General features: G+C 68.0%; 20 protein-coding genes. 12 read left to right on the top strand and 8 right to left on the bottom strand.

The annotated features are described in order from the left end of the window. Positions 1 to 32: 32 nt before the first annotated feature. The 4 genes from MJQ72_RS00450 to MJQ72_RS00435 all read right to left on the bottom strand — a co-directional run bounded on the left by MJQ72_RS00450 (position 33) and on the right by MJQ72_RS00435 (position 5,537). Positions 33 to 899: a hypothetical protein gene (locus MJQ72_RS00450; protein ID WP_240597003.1), complete on the bottom strand. Its 867-nt coding sequence runs from the start codon at positions 897 to 899 to the stop codon at positions 33 to 35. Next, positions 896 to 1,612: a hypothetical protein gene (locus tag MJQ72_RS00445; RefSeq protein ID WP_240597002.1), complete on the bottom strand. Its 717-nt coding sequence runs from the start codon at positions 1,610 to 1,612 to the stop codon at positions 896 to 898. Before MJQ72_RS00445 ends, MJQ72_RS00450 begins: the two co-directional genes overlap by 4 nt. A 149-nt stretch (positions 1,613 to 1,761) precedes the next feature. Continuing rightward, positions 1,762 to 4,236: a DUF2156 domain-containing protein gene (locus tag MJQ72_RS00440; RefSeq protein ID WP_240597001.1), complete on the bottom strand. Its 2,475-nt coding sequence runs from the start codon at positions 4,234 to 4,236 to the stop codon at positions 1,762 to 1,764. Next, on the bottom strand, positions 4,233 to 5,537 hold the full coding sequence (locus MJQ72_RS00435; RefSeq protein ID WP_240597000.1) for an alpha/beta hydrolase family protein: 1,305 nt from the start codon (positions 5,535 to 5,537) through the stop codon (positions 4,233 to 4,235). The genes MJQ72_RS00440 and MJQ72_RS00435 overlap by 4 nt, the downstream gene beginning before the upstream one ends. A 229-nt stretch (positions 5,538 to 5,766) precedes the next feature. Here MJQ72_RS00435 and MJQ72_RS00430 point away from each other — a divergent pair, with 229 nt between their 5' ends. Beyond that, positions 5,767 to 6,894: a sensor histidine kinase gene (locus MJQ72_RS00430; protein WP_240596999.1), complete on the top strand. Its 1,128-nt coding sequence runs from the start codon at positions 5,767 to 5,769 to the stop codon at positions 6,892 to 6,894. On the opposite strand, the gene MJQ72_RS00425 is transcribed toward MJQ72_RS00430, so the two are convergent. The 3 genes from MJQ72_RS00425 to MJQ72_RS00415 form a co-directional block, all read right to left on the bottom strand. Then, positions 6,885 to 7,547 carry a response regulator transcription factor gene (locus tag MJQ72_RS00425; RefSeq protein ID WP_240596998.1) on the bottom strand — a complete coding sequence of 221 codons (663 nt, stop codon included), beginning with the start codon at positions 7,545 to 7,547 and terminating at the stop codon, positions 6,885 to 6,887. The genes MJQ72_RS00430 and MJQ72_RS00425 overlap by 10 nt on opposite strands. Before the next feature lie 74 nt (positions 7,548 to 7,621). Next, positions 7,622 to 8,314, bottom strand: a complete 693-nt coding sequence (locus MJQ72_RS00420; RefSeq protein WP_240596997.1) for an RNA binding protein fox-1 homolog — start codon at positions 8,312 to 8,314, stop codon at positions 7,622 to 7,624. Positions 8,315 to 8,356: 42 nt separating this feature from the next. Beyond that, a complete protein-coding gene (locus MJQ72_RS00415) occupies positions 8,357 to 9,631 on the bottom strand; it encodes a DUF418 domain-containing protein (protein WP_240596996.1) in 1,275 nt (424 codons plus the stop codon). Between the two features lie 182 nt (positions 9,632 to 9,813). Between MJQ72_RS00415 and MJQ72_RS00410 the strand changes: the two genes are divergently transcribed. From MJQ72_RS00410 to MJQ72_RS00375, 8 genes are all read left to right on the top strand, one after another. Further along, on the top strand, positions 9,814 to 10,317 hold the full coding sequence (locus MJQ72_RS00410; protein ID WP_240596995.1) for a hypothetical protein: 504 nt from the start codon (positions 9,814 to 9,816) through the stop codon (positions 10,315 to 10,317). 104 nt (positions 10,318 to 10,421) lie between these two features. Then, entirely contained in the window at positions 10,422 to 10,961 is a 540-nt protein-coding gene (locus tag MJQ72_RS00405) for a DUF2076 family protein (RefSeq protein ID WP_240596994.1), read from the top strand. Positions 10,962 to 11,101: 140 nt separating this feature from the next. After that, the gene (locus tag MJQ72_RS00400) at positions 11,102 to 12,256 is read left to right on the top strand and encodes an esterase family protein (RefSeq protein ID WP_240596993.1); all 1,155 of its coding nucleotides are present in this window, start codon (positions 11,102 to 11,104) and stop codon (positions 12,254 to 12,256) included. A 51-nt stretch (positions 12,257 to 12,307) separates the two neighbouring features. Continuing rightward, positions 12,308 to 12,994: a hypothetical protein gene (locus tag MJQ72_RS00395; RefSeq protein ID WP_240596992.1), complete on the top strand. Its 687-nt coding sequence runs from the start codon at positions 12,308 to 12,310 to the stop codon at positions 12,992 to 12,994. A 205-nt stretch (positions 12,995 to 13,199) separates the two neighbouring features. After that, positions 13,200 to 13,655, top strand: a complete 456-nt coding sequence (locus MJQ72_RS00390; protein ID WP_240596991.1) for a hypothetical protein — start codon at positions 13,200 to 13,202, stop codon at positions 13,653 to 13,655. Continuing rightward, a complete protein-coding gene (locus MJQ72_RS00385; RefSeq protein ID WP_240596990.1) occupies positions 13,652 to 14,239 on the top strand; it encodes a TIGR00645 family protein in 588 nt (195 codons plus the stop codon). The genes MJQ72_RS00390 and MJQ72_RS00385 overlap by 4 nt, the downstream gene beginning before the upstream one ends. Before the next feature lie 39 nt (positions 14,240 to 14,278). After that, complete coding sequence (locus MJQ72_RS00380) at positions 14,279 to 15,133, top strand: sensor histidine kinase (protein WP_240596989.1); 855 nt, start codon at positions 14,279 to 14,281, stop codon at positions 15,131 to 15,133. Beyond that, positions 15,094 to 15,396, top strand: a complete 303-nt coding sequence (locus MJQ72_RS00375; protein ID WP_240596988.1) for a sensor histidine kinase — start codon at positions 15,094 to 15,096, stop codon at positions 15,394 to 15,396. Before MJQ72_RS00380 ends, MJQ72_RS00375 begins: the two co-directional genes overlap by 40 nt. A 20-nt stretch (positions 15,397 to 15,416) precedes the next feature. Here the strand turns inward: MJQ72_RS00375 and MJQ72_RS00370 are convergent, their stop codons facing one another. Beyond that, on the bottom strand, positions 15,417 to 16,895 hold the full coding sequence (locus MJQ72_RS00370) for a non-reducing end alpha-L-arabinofuranosidase family hydrolase (RefSeq protein ID WP_240596987.1): 1,479 nt from the start codon (positions 16,893 to 16,895) through the stop codon (positions 15,417 to 15,419). Positions 16,896 to 17,362: 467 nt separating this feature from the next. Between MJQ72_RS00370 and MJQ72_RS00365 the strand changes: the two genes are divergently transcribed. From MJQ72_RS00365 to MJQ72_RS00355, 3 genes are read left to right on the top strand one after another with little or no spacing between them, the layout of a single operon-like run. Continuing rightward, positions 17,363 to 18,640 (top strand): ABC transporter substrate-binding protein, encoded by a 1,278-nt coding sequence (locus MJQ72_RS00365; RefSeq protein WP_240596986.1) that lies wholly within the window; start codon positions 17,363 to 17,365, stop codon positions 18,638 to 18,640. Continuing rightward, positions 18,637 to 19,521 carry a carbohydrate ABC transporter permease gene (locus tag MJQ72_RS00360; protein WP_240596985.1) on the top strand — a complete coding sequence of 295 codons (885 nt, stop codon included), beginning with the start codon at positions 18,637 to 18,639 and terminating at the stop codon, positions 19,519 to 19,521. Before MJQ72_RS00365 ends, MJQ72_RS00360 begins: the two co-directional genes overlap by 4 nt. Beyond that, positions 19,518 to 20,279, top strand: a complete 762-nt coding sequence (locus tag MJQ72_RS00355; RefSeq protein WP_240596984.1) for a carbohydrate ABC transporter permease — start codon at positions 19,518 to 19,520, stop codon at positions 20,277 to 20,279. Before MJQ72_RS00360 ends, MJQ72_RS00355 begins: the two co-directional genes overlap by 4 nt. Positions 20,280 to 20,309: the final 30 nt, after the last annotated feature.

Raw genomic sequence — 20,309 nt, 5'->3', positions numbered from 1 at the left:
CTTGAACGCCGAGTACGGCCGGGTGCCGCCGGCTAGCTCGGCACGAACAGGATGCGGGCCGAACCGTCGTAAGGCACGACGATCGTGCCCGAGCGGCCGTTCCGTTCCGCGGTGACGAGAAGCAGTTTCCCGCCCGCTTCGGTGAGCACGTGCAGTCCGCGGTAGCGGTAGCGGAACTTGTGTCCTTCGGCGCTGGGCAGTAGTCGCTCCTGCAGGCCCGGAAGGTTCAGATGGAGTGGCTCTTCCGTGTCGAGCACGACCGCCGGGCGTTCCTTGGCGATCCGCGTGCCCACGGTCTCGGCGATTCCCCGGCCGTACGCGGCCGCGAAGCTGTTCGTCGCCCAGAAGACGCCGAGCAGCGCGATGAGTGTCAGGCAGGCGAGCACCACCGTCCCGCCCGGACGGCGTTCGCGCCCGCGAACCGCCCGCGAGAGCCACACCCCGATCGCCGCCAGCGGCAGGCCGAAGCCGAGGCTGATCGGCGTGACACCGGGGAATTCCGTCTGTGACACCTCCGGCCACAGAACTCCGACGACCCCGCGGCCGAAGAGGATCGCGCCCGACGGTACGAGCACGATCGCGACGACCCGCAGCGTGCGTGACCACGCTTTCCGGGCGAGCGCCCGCCGGACCCCGCGTACCGTGAGGTGGACGGCCAGGGCGAGCACCACGAGCCCGGCGAGCGGCGCGTACAGCGCTTCGGCGCCGTGCAGCACCACCTCCGTCGTCGACAGGTCGAGCGCGGTGAGGTCGACGCCGAAGTACAGGTACCGCGCGTAAGTCGCGACGTAGCCGAAATAGAACAGCAGGGCCGCCGCGACGCTCGTCGGCGCCGCGATGGACGCGAACTGGGAAAGCCGGTGCAGCCAGGGGCTCGGCGGCTCCGCCTGGTCGTTCACGAGGTGGACGTCGTCGTGCTGGGAGTGTTCGACGTGGAGCCGGGTGGGCTCGACGTCGTGACTCCACCGCCACCATCGCCCCGGGCGGTCACGGTCTCGTCCGCGGTCCACTGGACCGTGGCCGGCAGCTTCGATGCCGGCACCTGGCCACACGGCCTTTCCTTCGCCGAGCGGCAGGTGGCTTGGAAGGTCAGGCGCAGAATGACCTGCTGCCGGGCCCCGGAGACCTTGTCCGCGTACAGCGCGAGCAGACATCCCCGGCCGGATTTGGCCGGGTCCGGTTGCAGGGTGCGGCCCTGGCAACCGTGATCCACCGGGTTCGTGTATCCCATCTTCGTGCACTGGTCCCACGCCGTGACCAGCCGGATGCCCCGGCCGACGATCTGCACGCCGGTGATCGTGACCGGGACGTCGGCACCGTTGTTGTGCCGTTCGGTGCATCCGTAACGATTGGTGTTCACGTAGATGTCCGGCCACGGCGTGCTGGGATTGCGGTTTTCGGCGTTGGGGCCGCCGATACGGATGATCTTCCCGCCGGAAGAGCCGCCGGTGGTCGCACCGGTGGTCCGGCCGGTGGATTCGGTCGGCGGTGTGGTGTACGACGTCGGATCGAGCGTCGGCTCACCGCGGCCGGAGTCGTCGTGGCTTCCGCACCCGGCCACCACGGTCGAGGCGACCGCCACCAACACCGACAGTGCCTTCGTCGATCTCATCGTGCCTCCCGATGGAGGAGTCGCACGGGACGATCCGGATGTGACTCAGCCAAGCGGGTGAAATGTCCGGTGAAGGGTTCTCCGGATCCACCGCGGAGGACGTCGCGCGATCAAAACCAGGTGGGACCCGCGGGCCGGGCCACGCCGCCTCAGCGGCGGCTGATCACCTTGCCGATCAGCTGGACCGCTTGCCTGAACGTGATCCTCGGCAGATACGCCTTGGCGATGGCGTTGCCGACGCTCGGCAACGCCGCCACCCGCGGGTAGGCCATGTACAGCGGGAGGTACGTGGGCTGGAATTTGGCCTTGAAGGCCAGGAGCGACCGGAATCCGTAGACGGGTTCCAGTGTCTTGCCGACGACGTCGAGCAGCCGTTGCAGGAGCACGGTCTGCTCGTCCCGGTCGAGCCGCGCGAGCGGTGCGCCCGACAGGCTCAGGTACGCGGAGCCTTCGTCGCGGCAGCGGACGACCATGGACGCGATCAGGAATTCCATCACCCCTGGGAAAGCATCCGGGCCACGGCGCATGAAGTCCAGTGTCCAGGCCACGATCCGGCCTTCGTCGCGGACCGGAAGCCAGCTCGTGACGCCGTGGACACGCCGCTCGCCGTCGACCGCGACAAGACAACGGACGTCGGGGTCGGCGAGCTCGTCGAGGCCACCGAGGGTGAACCTCATTTCCGGGAGACCCTTGTCGGCCAGCCATTCCCGGGACTCGGCCAGCCATTCCCGGGACAAGGCCTTGATCTGGCCGGACATCCACGGCGGAGCGTCCGCATAGGACCACCATTCGGCGGTGACACCGAACTTCTTCGCCTTGTTCATCGCGGTGCGGATGTCCTGCCACTTCTTTCCCTTGAACTCCAGGCCTTCCAGCGGGACGACGGTCTCTTCGGCGACCTGAACCGAATCCCACGACGGCAGGTCTCGCCGGAGGTCGTCGGTGATGCTGTAGAAGCACGGGGTCCACCCGTTGCGGACGCAGAATCGGGAGAACTCCTGTGCGGCGGCGCCTCTCGCGGCGGGCGCGCCGACCGGCTCTCCCGTGGTGAGTGCGACGGAGGAGATGACGCGGTAGGCGATGACGGCCTGGCCGTCCGGAGTGAACCAGTAGTCGTTGCCCGGCCAGGTGATCATATGGGCCATCGAAGTGCCGCCGTGGGACGCGAGCAGTTCGCGGGCGCGGGCGCGGTCGGCCGCGCGTCGTTCGACGATAGCCTTCCTGAACGTGATCAACCCTCCGGTGAGCACGACGAGCCAGAAGATCACGCCGATCCACTGGTGCAGCATCGTCGCGAGCCAGCCGGTGGGCAGCACCGCCGTTTCGACGGCGCCGAGATAGCCGGGCGGGGCGAACCGGGTCGGGAGGTCCGCGAGGATCCCGCCGATCGTCGCCGTCGGTTCGAACTGGTCGCGAAGCAGATAAGCGCCCCAGACGTAGACGACCGCACAGATCAGCAGCGCCTTGGCGGCGAGACCGGCGAACCGGCGGTAGGTGCCCCGTGGCGCCGACACGTCGAACTTCGCCCTCGTCACCGCCAGCAGTACGAGGATGGCGACCGGCTGCACCAGCGGGGCGAGCGTCTGCACCCAGTCCGCGGTGGACCGGGGCGACGGCTCGTCGGTGTAGGACGTCAACAGGACAGCGCCCAGGCCGACGAGTACGACGTTCAAGGCCATCGTGGCCCACCAGGCGAACTTCCGGCCCCTGCGCAGCCCTTCGGCCAGTACCAGCAGCAGAACGACCGGGACGACCGACATCAGGGCGGAGCCGAGCCCGCTCATCCGGACTTCGGCGCGCAGCCTGCGGCACTCCACCAGCGCGCCGGGATCGGCACAAATGGAATCCACGAAGGCGAGATCCGGTTGCGATCCGACCAAGAGGTACTGGAACACCGAGAGGGGACCGCTCGCGGTCTGCGACACCGCGGCGACCAGCGGGCCGACCGCCGACGCCGCGACGGCCAAGGCCACCAGGAGGCGGGCCTCACCCCTGGAGGGCGGTGACGGCTCCTCCAGGCGCTTGCGCTCGATCGGCATCCCGAGCGTGAGCCCGACCAGGGCCGCGAAGACCTGCGACAGCTGGATCATGGACCCGACGTACAAGGCGAGCATGATCACGGCCAGCAGGAGGATCAGGCGCAGGCGCCTCCGCCAGACGGTGGACAGCGCGGACGTCGCGGCGACGGCGACCCCGACGGCACCGGCGGACGGGCCGACCTCGACCGCCGACAGCAGATCGGCGGACCACCATTCGTCGGCGCCCGACCCGATGACGATCACCGCGGTCGCCGTCGTTCCCAGCAGCTGAGTGAGCAGGAAGATCGACATGGTCCGCACGGTCGACAGGTGCCGTTCGGCGAAGCCGCACAAGACCGCGACGAGAATGGTGTTCCCGAAGTACTGGGCGAGCCCGCCGGACCAGAACGTCGAGGTGAACGGCGTCCACCACTGACCTCGCAGCCATTGGTCGAAACCGAACCCGACCTTGTCCAGCACGGCGCCGGACGGCCCGGACCACAGGCTCCCGGTGGCCGGCCCGATCAGCCAGAGCAGCACCACCATCGTGGAGGTGAAGGGGACGCCCAGCGGAATCCGGGCGACCTTGCCGAACCATGCCTTCACTGCTTGACCAGTCCCATCCGGCCGGCCAGCCAAGCGAGTGAATCGCTCAGCCCGGCGGACCATGCTTGCCAGTTGTGCGTACCGGGCGTTTCACGCCAGATCACCTTGATCCCATTGCGCTGAGCGGCTTCGAAGACACGCTTCTGCTGCGGCAGGAACACCGAGTCGGACCTGCCGACACTGAAGACGCCCGCGGATCCGGGGTAGCTGTGTGTGGTGAGCAGATCGACCGGGTTGAACCGGCGGAACGCTCGCTCGTCGCCGCCGAAGGCCTCGTCGACGGTCCTGGCCCGCGAGCCGAGGGTCGGTTCGTCCTGGCCGGAAATATCCACGAAGGTGGGGAACACCATCGGTTTGCGCAAGGCCAGCTGGAGCGCGCACGTTCCGCCATAGGAATAGCCCGCTACCGCCCATTTCGTGCTGTCCGGGTCGATTTGGAGGGTTTTCTTGATCCAGCGGGGGACATCACCGGCCAAGTAGGTCTCGCTGTGGCCGAGACGCGAATCGACGCAGAGCGGGTTCGCGAAGCCGCTGCCGGTGGCGTCCGGCATCACGACGACCGGCGCGAGTCCCTTGTGCGCCGCGGCGAACCGGTCCATCATCGTCGCGACCTGACCGCCGTCGATCCAGTCACGCGGTCCGCCGGGCTGGCCGTGGAGCAGGACGAGCACCGGCAGCAATGGGCGCGGCGAGGCCCGGTAGGCGGGCGGCAGATAGAGATACGCGTTCCGGGTCACCGGGAAGTGTGACGTCGCCGCGGGGATGGAGACCTGGGTGACCACGCCGTTCTTCGGCATCGTGGCCGGCGGCTTCCAGCCGTCGAGCAGCGCCCGCTCCGGTGACCGCGGAAGGGGAGGCCCGGGCGCCGAGTGCAGGCTCGTGAAGGGGATCTCGTTGGCGGGCGGCAGTTCGAAGGCCGCCCGCAGGCTGGGAAACTGTCCGTAGTGCGCGTTGATGTTCGCTCCGGCGGCCAGCACCACCGCGAGGCAGGCGAGAACGCTGAGACCGCGCCGCGGCCATCGGCTTCGCCATTGCCACACGATCGCCAGCCCGAACCCGAACAGCGCGACGCCGATCCACCCGACGACGCCGCGTGGCACCGGGTCGGGAAAAGGCTTCCACAGGACGTCGACGACCAGCCAGAGCAGGAACAGGATCACCGCGCACGTGGCCGCGACGATCGGTACCGTCCGCGACCACCGCCGGCGATCCCGCCGGAACAGCAGCACGGCACCGGCGACCAGACCGGCCACGGTGACGACGGCCGGTACGGCCCCGCGCACCAGGTCCCAGTCCAGCACAGTGAATACTCCCGTTCGATCGTTCGTCGGTGATAGGCGCAGCCCCTCGTTCACGGTAAATGCGGCGCGGTCGGTCCACCATGGACAGAGCCGGGAACCGGACCCACAACCGGATGACGGGCCGGAGATTCCCGCCGACCGGCGGGGGAGGACCAGCCACCTGCCGGGTGGACCGCGAGCCCGGCGGGTGAAGTTTCGCCTCGTGACGCCGAATGCCCATAATGGCGCGGTGGATGAACGATCAGGCGCCGAGGTGACGCCCCGGCGGCGCGTCCCTTCGTGGGCGGTGGACGTGGCCTTGATCGGCCTGGCGCTACTGGACGCGTGGCTCGGTCTCGAGCAGGCCGACCTGAGTGCCAAGGTGGCCGCCGGTGTCGCGATCCTCGCACTGCTGATCCGGCGGCGTCATCCGTACGCCGGTTTCGTGCTGACACTGCCGATGCTGGCGTTCTCGTTTTCGGTCGTCGCGGTTCTGATCGCGCTGTACAGCGTCGCGGCCGAGACCCGCGACCGGCGCCTGGTCACGTTGTGCGTGGCGGTCGTGATCCTCGGCTACGCCGTGCCCTGGCAAGGCCAGATCGACGTGGAATCGGGGCGGTCCGTCCTGATCGACGCGCTCTACGCGCTGTTGATGGGCGCCGCGCCCGCCGTCCTCGGCCAGCTCGTGCAGGCGCGAAGGGATCTGACGTCACGGCTCAAGGAGATCGCGGAGGCGCGCGATCACGAGCGGCTGCTGATCGAACAGACGATCCTGGCCAAGGAGCGGGCCCAGCTGGCCCGTGAGATGCACGACGTCGTGTCGCATCAGGTCAGCCTCATCGCGGTGCAGGCCGGGGTGCTGCAGGTCACCCCGGCAGGTCCGGACACGAAGGACGTCGCGTCCTCCATTCGACGGCTCAGCGTCGACACCCTCGATGAGCTTCGCCATATGGTGACGCTGCTGCGGGCGTCCGGCGGCGCCTCGACGGATCTCGCCCCCCAGCCGACGCTCGCCGTGCTGCCGGCGCTGATCGCCAACAGCGGTATCGAGACGACGATCGAAGGCGAGCTTCCGTCCGATGTGGACGCCGCAACGCAGCGCGCCGTCTACCGCACGGTCCAGGAAGCGCTGACCAACGTGCGTAAACACGCGCCGGGGGCCACCGCGGCCGTGCACCTGTGGCACCACGAGAACGGCATGGGAGTCACGATCACCAACGGCCCGTCGACCCGGCCGACGCTGTCCCTGCCGAGCGCTCAACACGGTTTGATCGGCCTACGGGAGCGAGCCGAGCTGCTGGAGGGGACGCTGGCGGCCGGGCCGACACCCGGCGGGGGATACCGGGTGCAGCTCCGCCTTCCGCCGGCTCAAGGCTGAGTCCCGTCCCGGTCCCGCAACAGCCCCGCACGCTGCGCGAGCAGCGCCGCCTGGACCCGGCTGTTCACCTTGAGCTTGGTGAGGATCGCGCTGACGTGATCCTTGATCGTGCCGACGCTGAGATGCACCCTGGCGCCGATGTCCGCATTGGACAGTCCCTCGGCGATCAGCACCAGGACGTCGCGCTCCCGATCGGTCAGCCGCGCCACCCCGTCGACGGCTTTCGCGTCGGCGCCCGAATCGAGGAATCCGTCCACAACGGACCGGGTGACCTTCGGGGAAAGCACGACCCCGCCGCTCGCCAGCGTCCGCACGAGCTGCGCGAGGTGCTCCGGCTCGGTGTCCTTGAGCAGGAAACCCGAGGCGCCCGAGCGGAGCGCGGTCGCGATGTACTCGTCCGAGTCGAACGTGGTCAGCATCGCCACGACAGGTGGATTGGGCAGGGCGCGCAGCTGCCGCAGGATGGTCAGGCCGTCGACGTCCGGCATGCGGATGTCGAGGAGTACGACGTCCGGCTTGTGCACCCCGATCTCGCGCACCGCGTGCGCACCGGTCGCGGTGGCCACCACGTCGATGTCACCGGCGGCCCGCAGGATCAGCTGGAATCCCGAGCGGACCAGCGCCTCGTCGTCGACCACCACTACCCGGATCACACTTCACTCCTACCCACGCCGCCGGACCACCGGGAAGAGAATAAGCGCCATCGCCACGATCCCGCGCATCGTGTTCAGAACTCCCCCACGTCGTCGAAACCGACGTCGTCCGGAGCGAACACGTCCTGACCGCCCGCTTGCCAGGTCTGCGCCGCCGCGACACCCGCCATTCCCGCGAACAGCGAACCGAACAGTACGGCCGCCCCGGCGCCCCACGCGCCACCGATCAGCGCCGGCTTCCACCACGGCCGGTTGTACCAGCCCTCCGGCACCGGGCGCCCCGCGACCTGGCCACCGGGGTAGTAGTGCGGCGTGTCGTGACCGGGCGTCGGCGATGCTTCGTACGTCGCACCCTCGACTTCGACCTTGCGATGCTCCGTGACCGCGCCCGCCCGTGCGCGCTCGGCGTCGGCCGGGAGCGCGGGACCCGGATCCAAAGCCATCGCGACTCGTGCCGCGCGGATGTAGTACAGGCCTTCCAACGCGGTCTCCTTGGCCAAACCCGCCTGCCCGACGGTCCGCGCCAGGTCCAGCTGCGAACCCGCGGCGGTGTACCGCTCCGACGCATCGGCCAAGGCCTGCTTCGCCGCGGCGTTGGTCCCGGTCAGATGCATCACCTGACCGGCGAGCCGCTCCACCCAGCGGCGTGCCTCGGACAGCGCTTCGTCCAGCCGTCGTTTCTTGGCCACGGCCTGGAGACGCGTGAAGAGCAGGCCGATCCCGAAAGCGAGGGCGGCCAGCACGACCAGAACAATCGCGAAACTCACGAAGAACACTCCAAAGTAGTGCGGGGAACAGGTCGCGGTGACTCACCGGACGAATTTCGCCGCCTTGGTGGCGAGGTGGAGCAGGTACTCCAGCGGTCCGCGGCGGAAGAAGCGCGACCAGAGCCAGGCGAAGACGGTGGCCCCGACGATGAACCAGAACAGCACCATGGCGGAGTCGTTCCCGGCGCCCTGGCCCTTTCCGAGGGCCCCGATCTGCCCACCCACCAGGAAGTGGCCGACGTAGAGGGTCAGCGACATGGTGCCCACGGCGATGACCGGGGTCAGCAGCCGCCGCAGCCACGACAGCCGGGTCACCAGCACCGTCGCGCCCACCAGCACGATGATCGCGATGCCCACACTGCCGACCAGGTCGAAGGTGGAGGAGCTGTGCGGCCTGGCCAGCAACAGCCCCCAGCCCGATCCGTCCATACCCTTCGGGCCGCCTTCGGCCATGACCTTCGCGCCTTCGCCCAGGGATTCGACGGCCGCCGAGCCCGCCTTCTCGGCGCCACGGCCCCATGGCTGCTCCGCGGCTTCCCGGAGTCCGTCGATGAACCTGGTCAGCAGCCAAGGCACTCCGTAGCCGAAGGCGACGAGGGCGGCGCCGATCGCGGCCAGCCGTCGCCTCACCTCGCCGGAGTCGATGTCCACTCGTCCCAGCGCCATCCCGGCGACCACGAACGTCATCCAGGTGATGGTCGGGTAGAGCCCGCTGAGGAGAAGGTCCAGCACGCCGACCTCACTGAGCCGCTTGAGCGGGTCATAGGCGTTGACGGTCTCCATGACCGGCCCGCTCACCAGAGCCGTCAGGCCGAACTTCGCCAGCGGAGTGAAGACCGCGAGCACGGCCGCGATGATCGCGAGGGTCTTCGCCCGCAGCCGCAGCAGAGGCAGCGCCAGCAGGAAGTACACCCCGTAGTAGGCGAGGATGACGACGGTTCCGGCGTCGGTCATCGCCAACAGGGTTCCCATCGCGAACAGGATCACGGCGCGGATCACGATCCGGGCCCGGGCCTGCCGTGCCGCCAAACCGGTCTTCGGCTCCAGCCGGCCGGCGATCAGCATCAGCGAGAACCCCGCGAGAGTGGCGAAAAGCGCCGACGCCCGGCCTTCCGCCAAGCCGAGCAGCCAGCCGCCGAAGCCGCTCACCGCGGTCGGTGCCGGTCCGAGGTGCACGGCGTACATGCCGAACACGGCGAGCGCGCGGGCCAGGTCCACCCCGATCAGCCGCGCCGTCGACGGTCCGGTTTCCACGGGCACGGCGGGTTCGGCGAGTTCGGGCGGTGGCGATCCTGGGGAGGACTTTGTCTGCGACATAGTCAAAACGTCCCAATGCCGAGGCGCGCCGACCATCCGGCAGGTGTCGCTCGTGGCCGGCCGACCGGATGGGCGTTTCCCGTCACCTGGCGGCCGGGATTCGCCGCCGGTCCGATGAAATCGGCCCGGGGATCCGCATATCGTCGCCACCAGACAATGTTCCGGACACCGGGAGAGAATTCATGCGACGCACAGCAGTCGCCGTGGCCGTGGCAACCTGCCTCGTCGTGACGGGATGCGGAGGCCAGGCGAGCAAGTCGTCCTCCACGAGCTCGGCCGGCACGGCTAAGAGCGCGGCTCCGCAGGTGATGAAATTCGGCGAGGAGCGGACCGGAAAGCGCGGCGTCATTTCCGTCGGCAAACCCGAGGGCTACGAATTGCCCGCTGATCCGCAACGGTCGAAAGAACTGACACGTGGCGCGAAGTTCACCATCACTGTTCGTAATACGACCCAAAAGGCGCTGGAGGCTTCGGCCTTCACCTTCGCTGCGACCACGAATGGCGCCGCGTCGGTGACCATCACCGACGCGGCCAAGGGCGTCGGGGCCAAACTCTCCGCCGATGTCCTTCCTGGCGCGGATCGCGCCTTCGGATTCGTCGTGGCGTTACCGGCCAACCCGGCCGAGGTGACGGTCAAGATCGCTTACCAGGGCGTCAATCCGCTCTATTGGACCGGCACCGCCTGACCGGTCGGTCACGGGCAGCCACCTGGCGGGGTGTTTCCGGCCGGGTCACCGATGCCGGATCTCTCCGGCTTCGCACAGGATTGAAGCAGAGGAAGGGAGATCCCATGGAACACGAAGACCGGCAACTCGTTCTCGGCCTCGCCGAACGACTTCGCCAGGCCCAGCCGGTGTACAAGGACCCGGAGGTCGCCGACCTGATCACCAGGCACATCGCCGGACAGCCGGACGCGATGTACCTCTTGGTGGGCGCCGTCCTGATGCAGGAGGACGCTCTGCGTAACGCGAAGACACGCATCGCCGAGCTGGAGCGTTCGACGCCTTACCAAGACCCGTATGGGAATCACCGAGACCCGTATGAGGCGCATCGGGACCCGTATGGGAATCCTCCGGCGCAGTCCGGCGGCGGATTCCTCTCGGGCATGTTCGGCCGTGGCCGCGACACCGGGGAAGCCCAGCAGGGCCGCCCGGGCGGGGGAGGGTTCCTCAAGACGGCCGCCGCGGCCGCGGCGGGTGTCGCCGGTGGTGGTCTGCTGCTCGGCGGGCTCACCGGAGCCTTCGGCGGAAACGAGGCCTCCGCGGGCGAGCAGCAGCACCACGGCGGCCAGGACGGCGGGATGGACCACGGCGGCGACGATCAGTGGTGATCCGCGAAGAACCACCGATGGCTGCCGTCGTCGTCCCCGCGTAGCGGCAGTCGTCGGTACAACCGGCGGCGGCTCATTCCCCGAGCTCCCGTGAGTCGCCGCCGGGCCCCTTATGAAGGCTACCGGCCGAAGGAGCCGCCATGGGCGTCGCCATCCCAGTGGTCCCTCGTGAGGTCGTCGAACACGCACAGGCGACCGGGGCACTCGAATCCCCTTGGATCTGGGGGACTTTCGTGTCGCTGGCCGTCGTGGCCGCGATGCTCGCGTTCCGGTTCCGCGGACGGACCGGAGCACGCCGGAGCGCCATCGCGGTCATGCTTTGTTGTGTCCTGCTCGGCGCGGTCACCGCCACCAACAGTTACGTCGGCTACATCCGGACGCCACGAGATCTCGCGCTTCTGCTCCAGCGTGGCGGTGGGCCGCTGCGTGCGCTCGGCGAGATGATCGACGACGGATCCGCCGAGTCGCGCCCGCGACCGGCCGGTTTCGCCACCCCCGAAGGCGTTCACGCGCCGATCCTCGAACGTCTCGCGGTCGCCGATCCCGCCAACGCCGTACCGGAGGGGCGGACGTTCGTCCTGCTTCCACCCGGCTACCACGATCGCGCCAACGACAACCGGCGCTATCCCGTCACCTACCTCGTGCACGGCTTTCCCGCCGCTCCGGAAGACTGGCTCGGCGCCGGTGACGCGCCGGGGACCCTGCGCATGGCCTACCAGCACCGGGCGATCGCTCCGATGATCGTCGTGTCCGTCGACCTGACCGCGGGGCAGCCGGGACGGGATCTGGACGGTCTCGACATCCCTGGCGGTCCCCGGCTGGAAACCTACCTGGCGCGAACGGTCGTCACCGCGATCGACCGGTATTACCGGACCGTCCCCGATCGCACACACCGGGCACTGGGCGGCATGTCGGGTGGTGCCTTCGCCGCGTTGAACATCGGCTTGCACCACACCGACAAGTTCGCCGCGCTGCTGCTCACCATGCCGTACGACACCACCACCAACGGCGCGTTGCTCGGCGCAGATCCGGCACTCGTCGCCGCCAACACACCGCGGACCTACCTGCCCACCATGCCGTTCCCGAATCCCGTCGCCACCATCCTCACCGCCGGAACCGGCGCCCCAGCGGATATCGCCACCGCGAACCGCATCGCCGACGCTCTCCACGCCCGCGGGCAGGGTGCCGTGGTCCACACGCAGCGCGGCTACAACCACACCTGGCATACGGCCCGCGCCGCCCTTCCCTACCTGCTCGCCTTCGCGGACTCGGTGTTCAAGAACGGGCCCAGGTAGTGCAAGAACGCCCACCCGTCGCCGGGGTGGCCTTTACCTTGGAGTGTTCTCGTGAATATCTTGCTCGTCCTGATCGTGCTGTCCGGTGTGGCCTTCCTGGGTGGCCTGCTTTACCTGAGGTTCCAGGACATCGCCCGGAAACGTGAACTGGACGACGCCCTCGCCGAAGCGAGGCGCTGGGTGGAACGCCTCGCCGGCCAGGTCGCGCATCTGCTCGGCACCAACGCGCCCGCGAAACAGGCGGTGGCCGATGCTTCCGGCCGGTTCACCGACGCGTGCTCCCGGCTGGACTCGGCGAAGACAGTCGAGCAAGCGGGGCTGGCCAAAGAGACCGCGATGGAGGGGCTTCACTACATTCGGGCGGCACGGCTGGCGATGAGTCTCAATCCGGGGTCCGCGCTGCCGGACGAAGACGAGCGGTCACGAGCCGGCGTCGTTTCCGAGCACCGGCGAGTAGAGGTCGGCGACGAGGTCCATGAAGCGTCTCCGCAGCCCGGCCCCAGCCGGCGTCACTACCATCCCGGCGGCGAAGTGGCGGGTCGTCCGGTGCCGCGGGGCTGGTACAGCCGGCCCTGGTGGAGGTCCGCTTCGGACAGTGGTGTGTGGGACGCGGAAGCCGGAGTGTTGTTCGGTGCTCTCTTCGCGGGAATGGCGGGCATAGCGGACGCGCCGACGTGGGCGGACGGCTCCGACGTGGCCCGGCGAGACGGGATTCCGGCGGGCGGCTCGGCGCACTGACCGCGAACAGGTCTCCAACGGCCGCACGGTCCATTGTGGTCCGGAGGTACAACGCGGCGATCGGCCATCCGCCAGGTGACCGGTTTCGCCCGCCGATCGGCCGGCGTGCCGGGCCTGGGCGGCCGTAGTTCGCCCGCGACCCGTCGTTTGTTCGTGGTGGAGAGCGGATTCGGCGCTTACCGTCGAAAGCGGGAGGTGTCATCGGATGAGCGGATTGCCGGAGGGGGATCTGCTGCGAGGAGCCCTTCCCGCTGTGGTCACCGCGGCCGGGATGGTGGCGGGCTGCGCGCTCCTGCTCCACAGACGGGACCATCGCTGGTGGTCGAAGACCGTACCTGTCCTCGCGGCCGGGTGCGTGGTGTCGACCCTGGTGATCTGGTGGCTCGTCGACGGGGTGTGGCGGCGTTCGCCGGATCCGTTGCCGCTGCACGTCTTCGCCTGGATCGGCGTCGCGTTGTTCGGGGTGGGTCTCGGGATCGCGTCGGCGTGGCGGGGCGGCTTGCGGCGCGGCGCTCTCGCACTGGCGGCCGCCGCGCTCGTCGTGGCCGCCGCCGCGGTGAACGTGAACATGTACATCGGGCAGTTTCCCACCCTGCGTGCCGTCATCGAACTCACGCTGACGCGGGCGCCCATTCAGTCACTACGGAACGAAAGTCCATGAACGCGGAAAAGAATCTTCCCACCACGGCGCCCAGACTCGGGGCGTTGATCTTCCTGAGCCGCTGGTTGCAGGCGCCGCTCTACATCGGCCTCATCGTGGCGCAAGGCGCCTACGTCTGGCAGTTCATGCTCGAACTATGGCATCTGATCACGAAAATCGGTTCCCTGAACGAATCCGAGATCATGCTCATCGTGCTCGGCCTGGTCGACGTCGTGATGATCGCGAACCTGCTCATCATGGTGATCATCGGCGGATACGAGACGTTCGTGTCCCGCATCCGCTTGCAGGATCACCCGGACCAGCCGGAATGGCTGTCGCATGTCAACGCCAACGTGCTCAAGGTGAAACTGGCCATGGCCATCATCGGCATCTCGTCGATCCACCTCTTGAGGACCTTCATCCAGGCACAGTCGCTGTACGCGACCACACCGCACGCCGGCCAGATCATCCTGTGGCAGACGGTGATCCACCTCGCCTTCATCGTTTCGGCGGTGGCCCTCGCCTGGATAGACAAGGCCGGGCGGCCCGGCAAGACGAAACAGACGGTGAACGGTCATTCCGGCTTCGTCTCCGAAGCCGCGTGATGGGCCTTCGCCTCGGATGAGTCCACAAAGGAGTGTGACATGACCGAGCGGCTTCGCGCCATGATCATCGAGGCTGTGGTGATCGTGGTCGCCGTGGTCGAGGGGATGCTGACGGCGATCGGCGAGGAGTCGTCGGAAAGTCTCGTCGTGTGCCTGATCGCCGTGCTCGCCGTCCTGGTGCGCGAGCGGTGGCCGCTCGTGTCGTTCGTGGCGACCTTGCCCGCGGTCGTGTTCCCCGGCGCGCTAGTCGCGGCGTTGGCCGCGTTGTACACCGTCGCCGTCCGATACCGGAGCTGGTGGCTGCTCACGGGTTGCTGGCTGGTCACCGCCGGTACCCTCGCCTTCCCGCTGCTCGACGTGGCGCCGCAGTTCTGGCACACGGAGATGCTGCTCGGTGTCATCTACTTCACCATGACGGCGGGCGCGCCGATCCTTCTCGGCCGGTTCCTGCACAGCAGGCGCGAGCTGGCCCTGCGGCTGAACGAAGTCAAAGAGGCCAGGGAACACGAACGGCGGCTGGACGCCCAGGCGGTCCTGGCCAAGGAACGCAACCAGCTGGCCCGCGAGATGCATGACGTCGTCTCGCATCAGGTGAGTCTCATCGCGGTGCAGGCGGGCGCGATGAAGGTCAGCACCACGGACCCCGCGTCGAAGGCGGCGGCGGAGAACATCCGGCAGCTGTCGGTGAACACGCTCGACGAGCTGCGCCACATGGTGAATCTGCTGCGCGCCTCCGGTACACCGGCGACCGAGCTGACCCCTCAGCCCATGCTGACCGACCTCCACCGGCTCATCGGCACCAGCGCGATCGACGCCCGGCTCGTGGGGACGTCCCCGAGGACCTCGAACCGCCGGTGCAGCGGGCCATCTATCGCACCATCCAGGAGGCGCTGACCAACGTGCGTAAGCACGCGCCGGGCGCGGGCGTCACCATCGACCTCAGCCGGGACGACACGGATCTGACCGTCACGGTCACCAACACCCGGCCCACCAGGCCGACACTCGCCCTGCCCAGCGCTCGCCACGGACTCGTCGGCTTGCAGGAACGGGCCGCGCTGCTGGGCGGAAGGCTGCACGCCGGATCGATGCCCGACGGCGGCTTCCGGCTCAGGCTGTGGCTCCCGCTCGCGGTGCACGGGGGACCTGGCCCGAAGTGACCCGGCCTCCGCGACGAGCTTCAACGCTGCAGGGTCAGCACGCCCGGCCGGTAGGGCAGGAGGCCGTAGGGCGTGCCATCGGATTTGGGATCACGTCCCTGGTAAAGCAACCGCAGATCGCAGGGGTCGACGGATTTGGTCTGATCCGGGTTGGTGCGCACCAGATCGCCGTGGCTGACGTCGTTGGTCCAGGTGGCGCCACTGTTGGCTTTGCCTGCGAACGGGTTGTTCTCGGTCGCGGCCTGCGGAGTCCACGAACCGTCCAGGCCGGTCGCGGTGAACGACCGGAAGTAGCGTCCGTTCGTCCCCTGCGCCTCGACGATCATGAGGTACTGGTTCTGGCCCTGGACCTTGTAGACCTCCACCGCCTCGAACAGCTTGGCCGGCGTGTCGCTCATGATCTTCGTGTAGTTCGAGCCGAAACTGCCGGGGAAGTTTCCGATGGGCATGACGGCGCGGTAGATGTTGCCGAGGTCGTCGGCGAAGAACAGGTACATGTTCCTGTCGTCGGCGATGATGGTCTGGTCGAGTGGCGCCCCCACGGGAAGGCGGCCGGTGAACAGCGTCTGCGGCGCGGACCAGCCGTTGGGGTTGGTGGGATCGCTCGATGTGCGGTAGGAGAAGGTCGGTCCGCCCCATTGGTAGGCGAGTACCCAGACGTTCTTCGGGGCGAAGTAGAACAAGGTGGGTGCGACGGCACCGATGGACAACGTGTTCTGGGTCGCGGTGGCCATGTCGGACCAGTTCGTGAAGGGACTGAAGCTCATCGAACCCCAGCTCGTGCCGGTGTCGTGCGTGGTGCCGTAGACGAGGTGCTTGCCGTTGTGGACGACCGTGGTGAAGTCCTTCAGCGAGACCCATCCCGGCTTCGGGCTCGCCAGCGGTCCGGTCGACGTCCAGCGGTACGTCGACGGCAGTGTGCAGGCACCGGTGCCTCCGGCGACCTTGACGAGCTGCCACTGCTGGTTGCCGCCGTTCCAGTCGCTCCACTGCACCACGCTCGCGCCGTCGGCGGTCGACCCGCCCTGCACTTCGACGGCCTTGCCGCTGTTGCGGTTCAGTAGCCGGACGTATCCGTCGCCGGAGTCGGCGAGCCTGAACCGCTGATGGGTGCCGCCGTTGTCCGTCCACTGCACGACGCTCGCGCCGTCGGCCGTCGAAGCCTCCCGGACATCGGCGACCTTGCCGGAATGGCGTGCGCGGAGCCGGTAGTCCCCGCCGCCGGCGTCCAGGAACTGGAACTGCTGGTTCGTGGCGTTGGTGCGGGTCCATTGGACCAGTCCGGCGCCTTCCGCGGCGGACGCCCCGTTGACGTCGAGTGCCTTGCCGCTGTTGCGGTTCACCAGGACGTACCAGGCCGTGGTGTCCACTGTGGCGGCCGCCGCCGGGGCGGGGGCCGCGGTGAGCAGCCCGCCGCCGGACGCCACGACCACCGCGGTGGCGAGCACCGGCTTCCAGCGACGACGCCACCTCGAGGTGCGCACGGACCCGATCGACATGGCATCTTCCTTTCCTCGGCGAGTGTTAGCGTTAACATTCCTGGAGGACGGCACTGCGCGAGCAGTGATCGAGAATGGGCGGCCGGATGTGGTGCGAGTGAAACGTGCCCATGGACTGTGAACGATGCGCCTCTTGCGCGTCAAGGTGGTGCGGAGGTTTTCGAAGTACGCCCGCCGTAGGGGGCCGCTCGAAAAGGGCGTGACAGTAGAGGGGGAGTCCCGTCGGGTCAAGACGTTGTGCTGATCGCGCACCCGGCTCTATCGTGTCATCGAAGCGCTTCGACAGTCGGATCACCGCGGATTCGGGGAGGCCGCCCATGGCCGGAGGACATCGCCGGAAAGCGGCTCTTTCGGCCCCGTCGCGTTCGCGCCGGTGGCCCCGGGTCGTCGGACCGCGGTCCACGCCGTATCGGCCACGTGGACCTTCACCGGCTGACGATCACCAGACTTTCCTGGAGGAAACCTTGATGTCCAAGCGAGTACTGGCCGCCGCGATGGTCGCCGTGCTGGCGATCGCGGGCTGCGGGTCCGGATCCGGCAGCGGCGACCCGAAGACGTTGAAGCTGTGGCACTACGAGGCGCCGGACAGTGCGATGGGTGTGGCTTGGGCCGAGGCGATCAAGCAGTTCGAAGCGAGCCACCCCGGCGTCAAGGTCGCCTTCGAGGAGAAGGGGTTCGAGCAGATCCAGAAGACCGCGCCGATGGTGCTCAACTCGGGTGACGCGCCGGATGTCTTGGAGTACAACAAGGGCAACGCCACCGCGGGGCTGCTGTCCAAACAGGGCCTGCTGACCGACATCGGCGAAGAGGTCGCCAAACGCGGCTGGGACAAGCAGCTCACCCCGGCGCTTCAGACCACCGCCCGCTACGACGAGAACGGCGTGATGGGATCCGGAAACTGGTACGGCGTCCCGAATTACGCCGAGTACGTGAAGATCTTCTACAACAAGGACATGTTCGCGCGGCAGGGGCTCGAACCGCCCAGGACGATCGAGCAGCTGACCGCCGCCATGGACAAGTTCACCACGGCCGGGATCACCCCGCTGGCCGTCGGCGGCTCGGAGTACCCGGCGCACCAGATCCTGTACCAGCTCGCGCTGACCAAGGCCGACCGCGCCTGGGTGGACCGGTACCAGCGCTACACCGGCAAGGTGGACTTCCACGACGCCGCGTGGACCTACGGCGCGACGACCTTCGCCGACTGGGTGAAGAAGGGGTACATCAGCAAGGATTCGGCCGGGGTGGACACCGAGGGCATGGGCACGTCGTTCATGCAGGGCAAGTACCCGATCATGATCAGCGGCAGCTGGTGGTACGGCAGGCTGGTGCAGAGCATCAAGGACTTCCAGTGGGGTTCGGTCCCGTGGCCGGGGATGACTTCGGGTTCCGCGGGCAACATGTGGGTCATCCCCAAGGGCTCGAAGAACCGCGACCTCGCGCTCGACTTCATCGCGATCACGATGTCCCAGCCCATTCAGGACAAGCTGCGCGAGGCAGGCGGGGTCCCGGTGGTGCACAGCCCCACGCCGCCCGCCGATCCGCGGCTGAAGGAACTGGTGGAGGACTTCACCGCTCTGTCCACACAGGACAAGCTGGCCTTCTACCCCGACTGGCCCGCTCCCGGCTACTACGATGTCCACGTCTCGGCGGCCCAGAAACTCATCACCTCGAGCGCCTCGCCGTCACAGGTGCTCGACGAGCTCGCCAAGCCCTACGAGGAGAATCTGGCGAACGTCGGGAAATGACCAGAAGCCGAGGAAGCTATCTGCTCTTCCTGATCCCCGGCGCGCTGCTGCTGATCGCGGTGATCCTGGTGCCGTTCGCGATGAACATCGGCATCAGCTTCACCCAGTGGTCCGGCGCCGGCGATCCGAAGTGGACAGGACTGGACAATTACCGGCGGTTGTTCGCGGACGACGTCTTCTGGGCGTCGTTCCGCCACAACGTCGGGCTCGTGGTGGCGATGGCCATCGTGCCGACGGTGGCGGGGCTGGTCATCGCGGCCGCGCTGTTCGACTTCGTGGCCAAGCGGTTCGGGGCGCGGGCGGCCAGCGTGCTGCGGGCCTGTGTCTATCTGCCACAGGTGCTGCCGATCGCGGTCGCCGGAATCGTGTGGAGCTGGCTGCTGGCACCCGAGGGCGCGGTGAACGAGGTTCTCTCCGCCGTCGGGCTCGGCTCGCTCGCCCAGAACTGGCTGGGCGATCCGGATGTCGCGCTGTGGAGCGTGATGGGTGTGATGGTGTGGATCCAGGTCGGCTACCCGGTGGTGATCTTCATGGCCGGGATGCAGCGAGCGGATCCTTCCCTGCACGAGGCGGCGGAGCTGGACGGTGCGTCGTGGTGGGGCCGGTTCTGGCATGTGACGGTGCCGCAGCTGCGGCCCGAGCTGTTCGTGGTCCTGCTGACCTGCACCATCGCCGCACTGAAGGTGTTCGGGCCGATCTACGTGCTGACCAGGGGAGGCCCGGGAGGGTCCACCAACGTGCCGTCGTACTACTCGTTCCAGAACTTCTTCGAGAAGACGCAGGTCGGCTACGGCGCGGCGATCGCGACCGTGCTCACGGTGCTGATCCTCGTGCTCACCACGGTGTTCCTCCGGGTCCAGAAGCGGGGTGAGCGCCCGTGAAACGGCATGTGACGCTCTGGTCGTTGATCGTTCTCGCGGTCGTGATGCTGGCGCCGTTCCTGGTCGTGGCGCTGAACGCGCTGAAGTCGCCGTCGGAATACGCGACGGACGGTCCGTTGTCCTTTCCGGACGGGGTGTATCTGCAAGGGCTGATCGACTTCTGGGCCCGGGTCGGGTTCGGGCAGAAACTGCTCAACAGCGTCGTGATCAGCGGGTCGGTCGCGGTGCTCGCGGTGGTGATCTCGGTGCTGAACGCGTACGCGCTGGGTATCGGCCGGGTCCGCGGCCGCACGTGGATCCTGGTCGCCTTCCTCATCGCGAACACGCTGCCGCAGGAAGCGCTGGCGTACCCGCTGTACTTCCTCGCCAACGAGACCGGCCTTTACGACACGCGACTCGGCGTGATCATCATCTTCACGATCATCCAGGCCGCGTTCGGCACGTACCTGCTGTCCTCGACGTACGTCGGATTCCCGCACGAACTGCTCGAGGCCGCCTATCTCGACGGTGCGAACAAATGGCAGACCCTGGTGCGGGTCGTGGTACCGATCAGCAGGCCGACCCTCGGTGTGCTGTTCGTGTTCTTCTTCATCTGGACGTGGAACGAGTTCTTCCTCCCGCTGATCCTGCTCATCTCCAACGACACCCAGACCGTCCCGGTCGCGCTGGGTGTGCTGCAGGGCCAGCGGATGATGGACGCGACCATGACCAGTGCCTCGGCGTTGCTCGGGTCATCCCGGCGATCGCCTTCTTCCTGATCTTCCAGCGGACGTTGACACGTGGCATCA

It is taken from the genome of Amycolatopsis sp. EV170708-02-1, assembly GCF_022479115.1.
Classification (GTDB): domain Bacteria; phylum Actinomycetota; class Actinomycetes; order Mycobacteriales; family Pseudonocardiaceae; genus Amycolatopsis.
The sequence above is the reverse complement of the archived record's forward strand: the minus strand, read 5'-3'. Positions and strand labels throughout refer to the sequence as shown.

Coding starts and splice junctions, on each gene's coding strand:
- MJQ72_RS00445 (WP_240597002.1), bottom strand. CDS start 1,612: ATGAGATCGACGAAGGCACTGTCGGTGTTGGTGGCGGTCGCCTCGACC.
- MJQ72_RS00415 (WP_240596996.1), bottom strand. CDS start 9,631: ATGTCGCAGACAAAGTCCTCCCCAGGATCGCCACCGCCCGAACTCGCC.
- MJQ72_RS00410 (WP_240596995.1), top strand. CDS start 9,814: ATGCGACGCACAGCAGTCGCCGTGGCCGTGGCAACCTGCCTCGTCGTG.
- MJQ72_RS00405 (WP_240596994.1), top strand. CDS start 10,422: ATGGAACACGAAGACCGGCAACTCGTTCTCGGCCTCGCCGAACGACTT.
- MJQ72_RS00400 (WP_240596993.1), top strand. CDS start 11,102: ATGGGCGTCGCCATCCCAGTGGTCCCTCGTGAGGTCGTCGAACACGCA.
- MJQ72_RS00390 (WP_240596991.1), top strand. CDS start 13,200: ATGAGCGGATTGCCGGAGGGGGATCTGCTGCGAGGAGCCCTTCCCGCT.
- MJQ72_RS00385 (WP_240596990.1), top strand. CDS start 13,652: ATGAACGCGGAAAAGAATCTTCCCACCACGGCGCCCAGACTCGGGGCG.
- MJQ72_RS00380 (WP_240596989.1), top strand. CDS start 14,279: ATGACCGAGCGGCTTCGCGCCATGATCATCGAGGCTGTGGTGATCGTG.
- MJQ72_RS00370 (WP_240596987.1), bottom strand. CDS start 16,895: ATGTCGATCGGGTCCGTGCGCACCTCGAGGTGGCGTCGTCGCTGGAAG.
- MJQ72_RS00365 (WP_240596986.1), top strand. CDS start 17,363: ATGTCCAAGCGAGTACTGGCCGCCGCGATGGTCGCCGTGCTGGCGATC.
- MJQ72_RS00360 (WP_240596985.1), top strand. CDS start 18,637: ATGACCAGAAGCCGAGGAAGCTATCTGCTCTTCCTGATCCCCGGCGCG.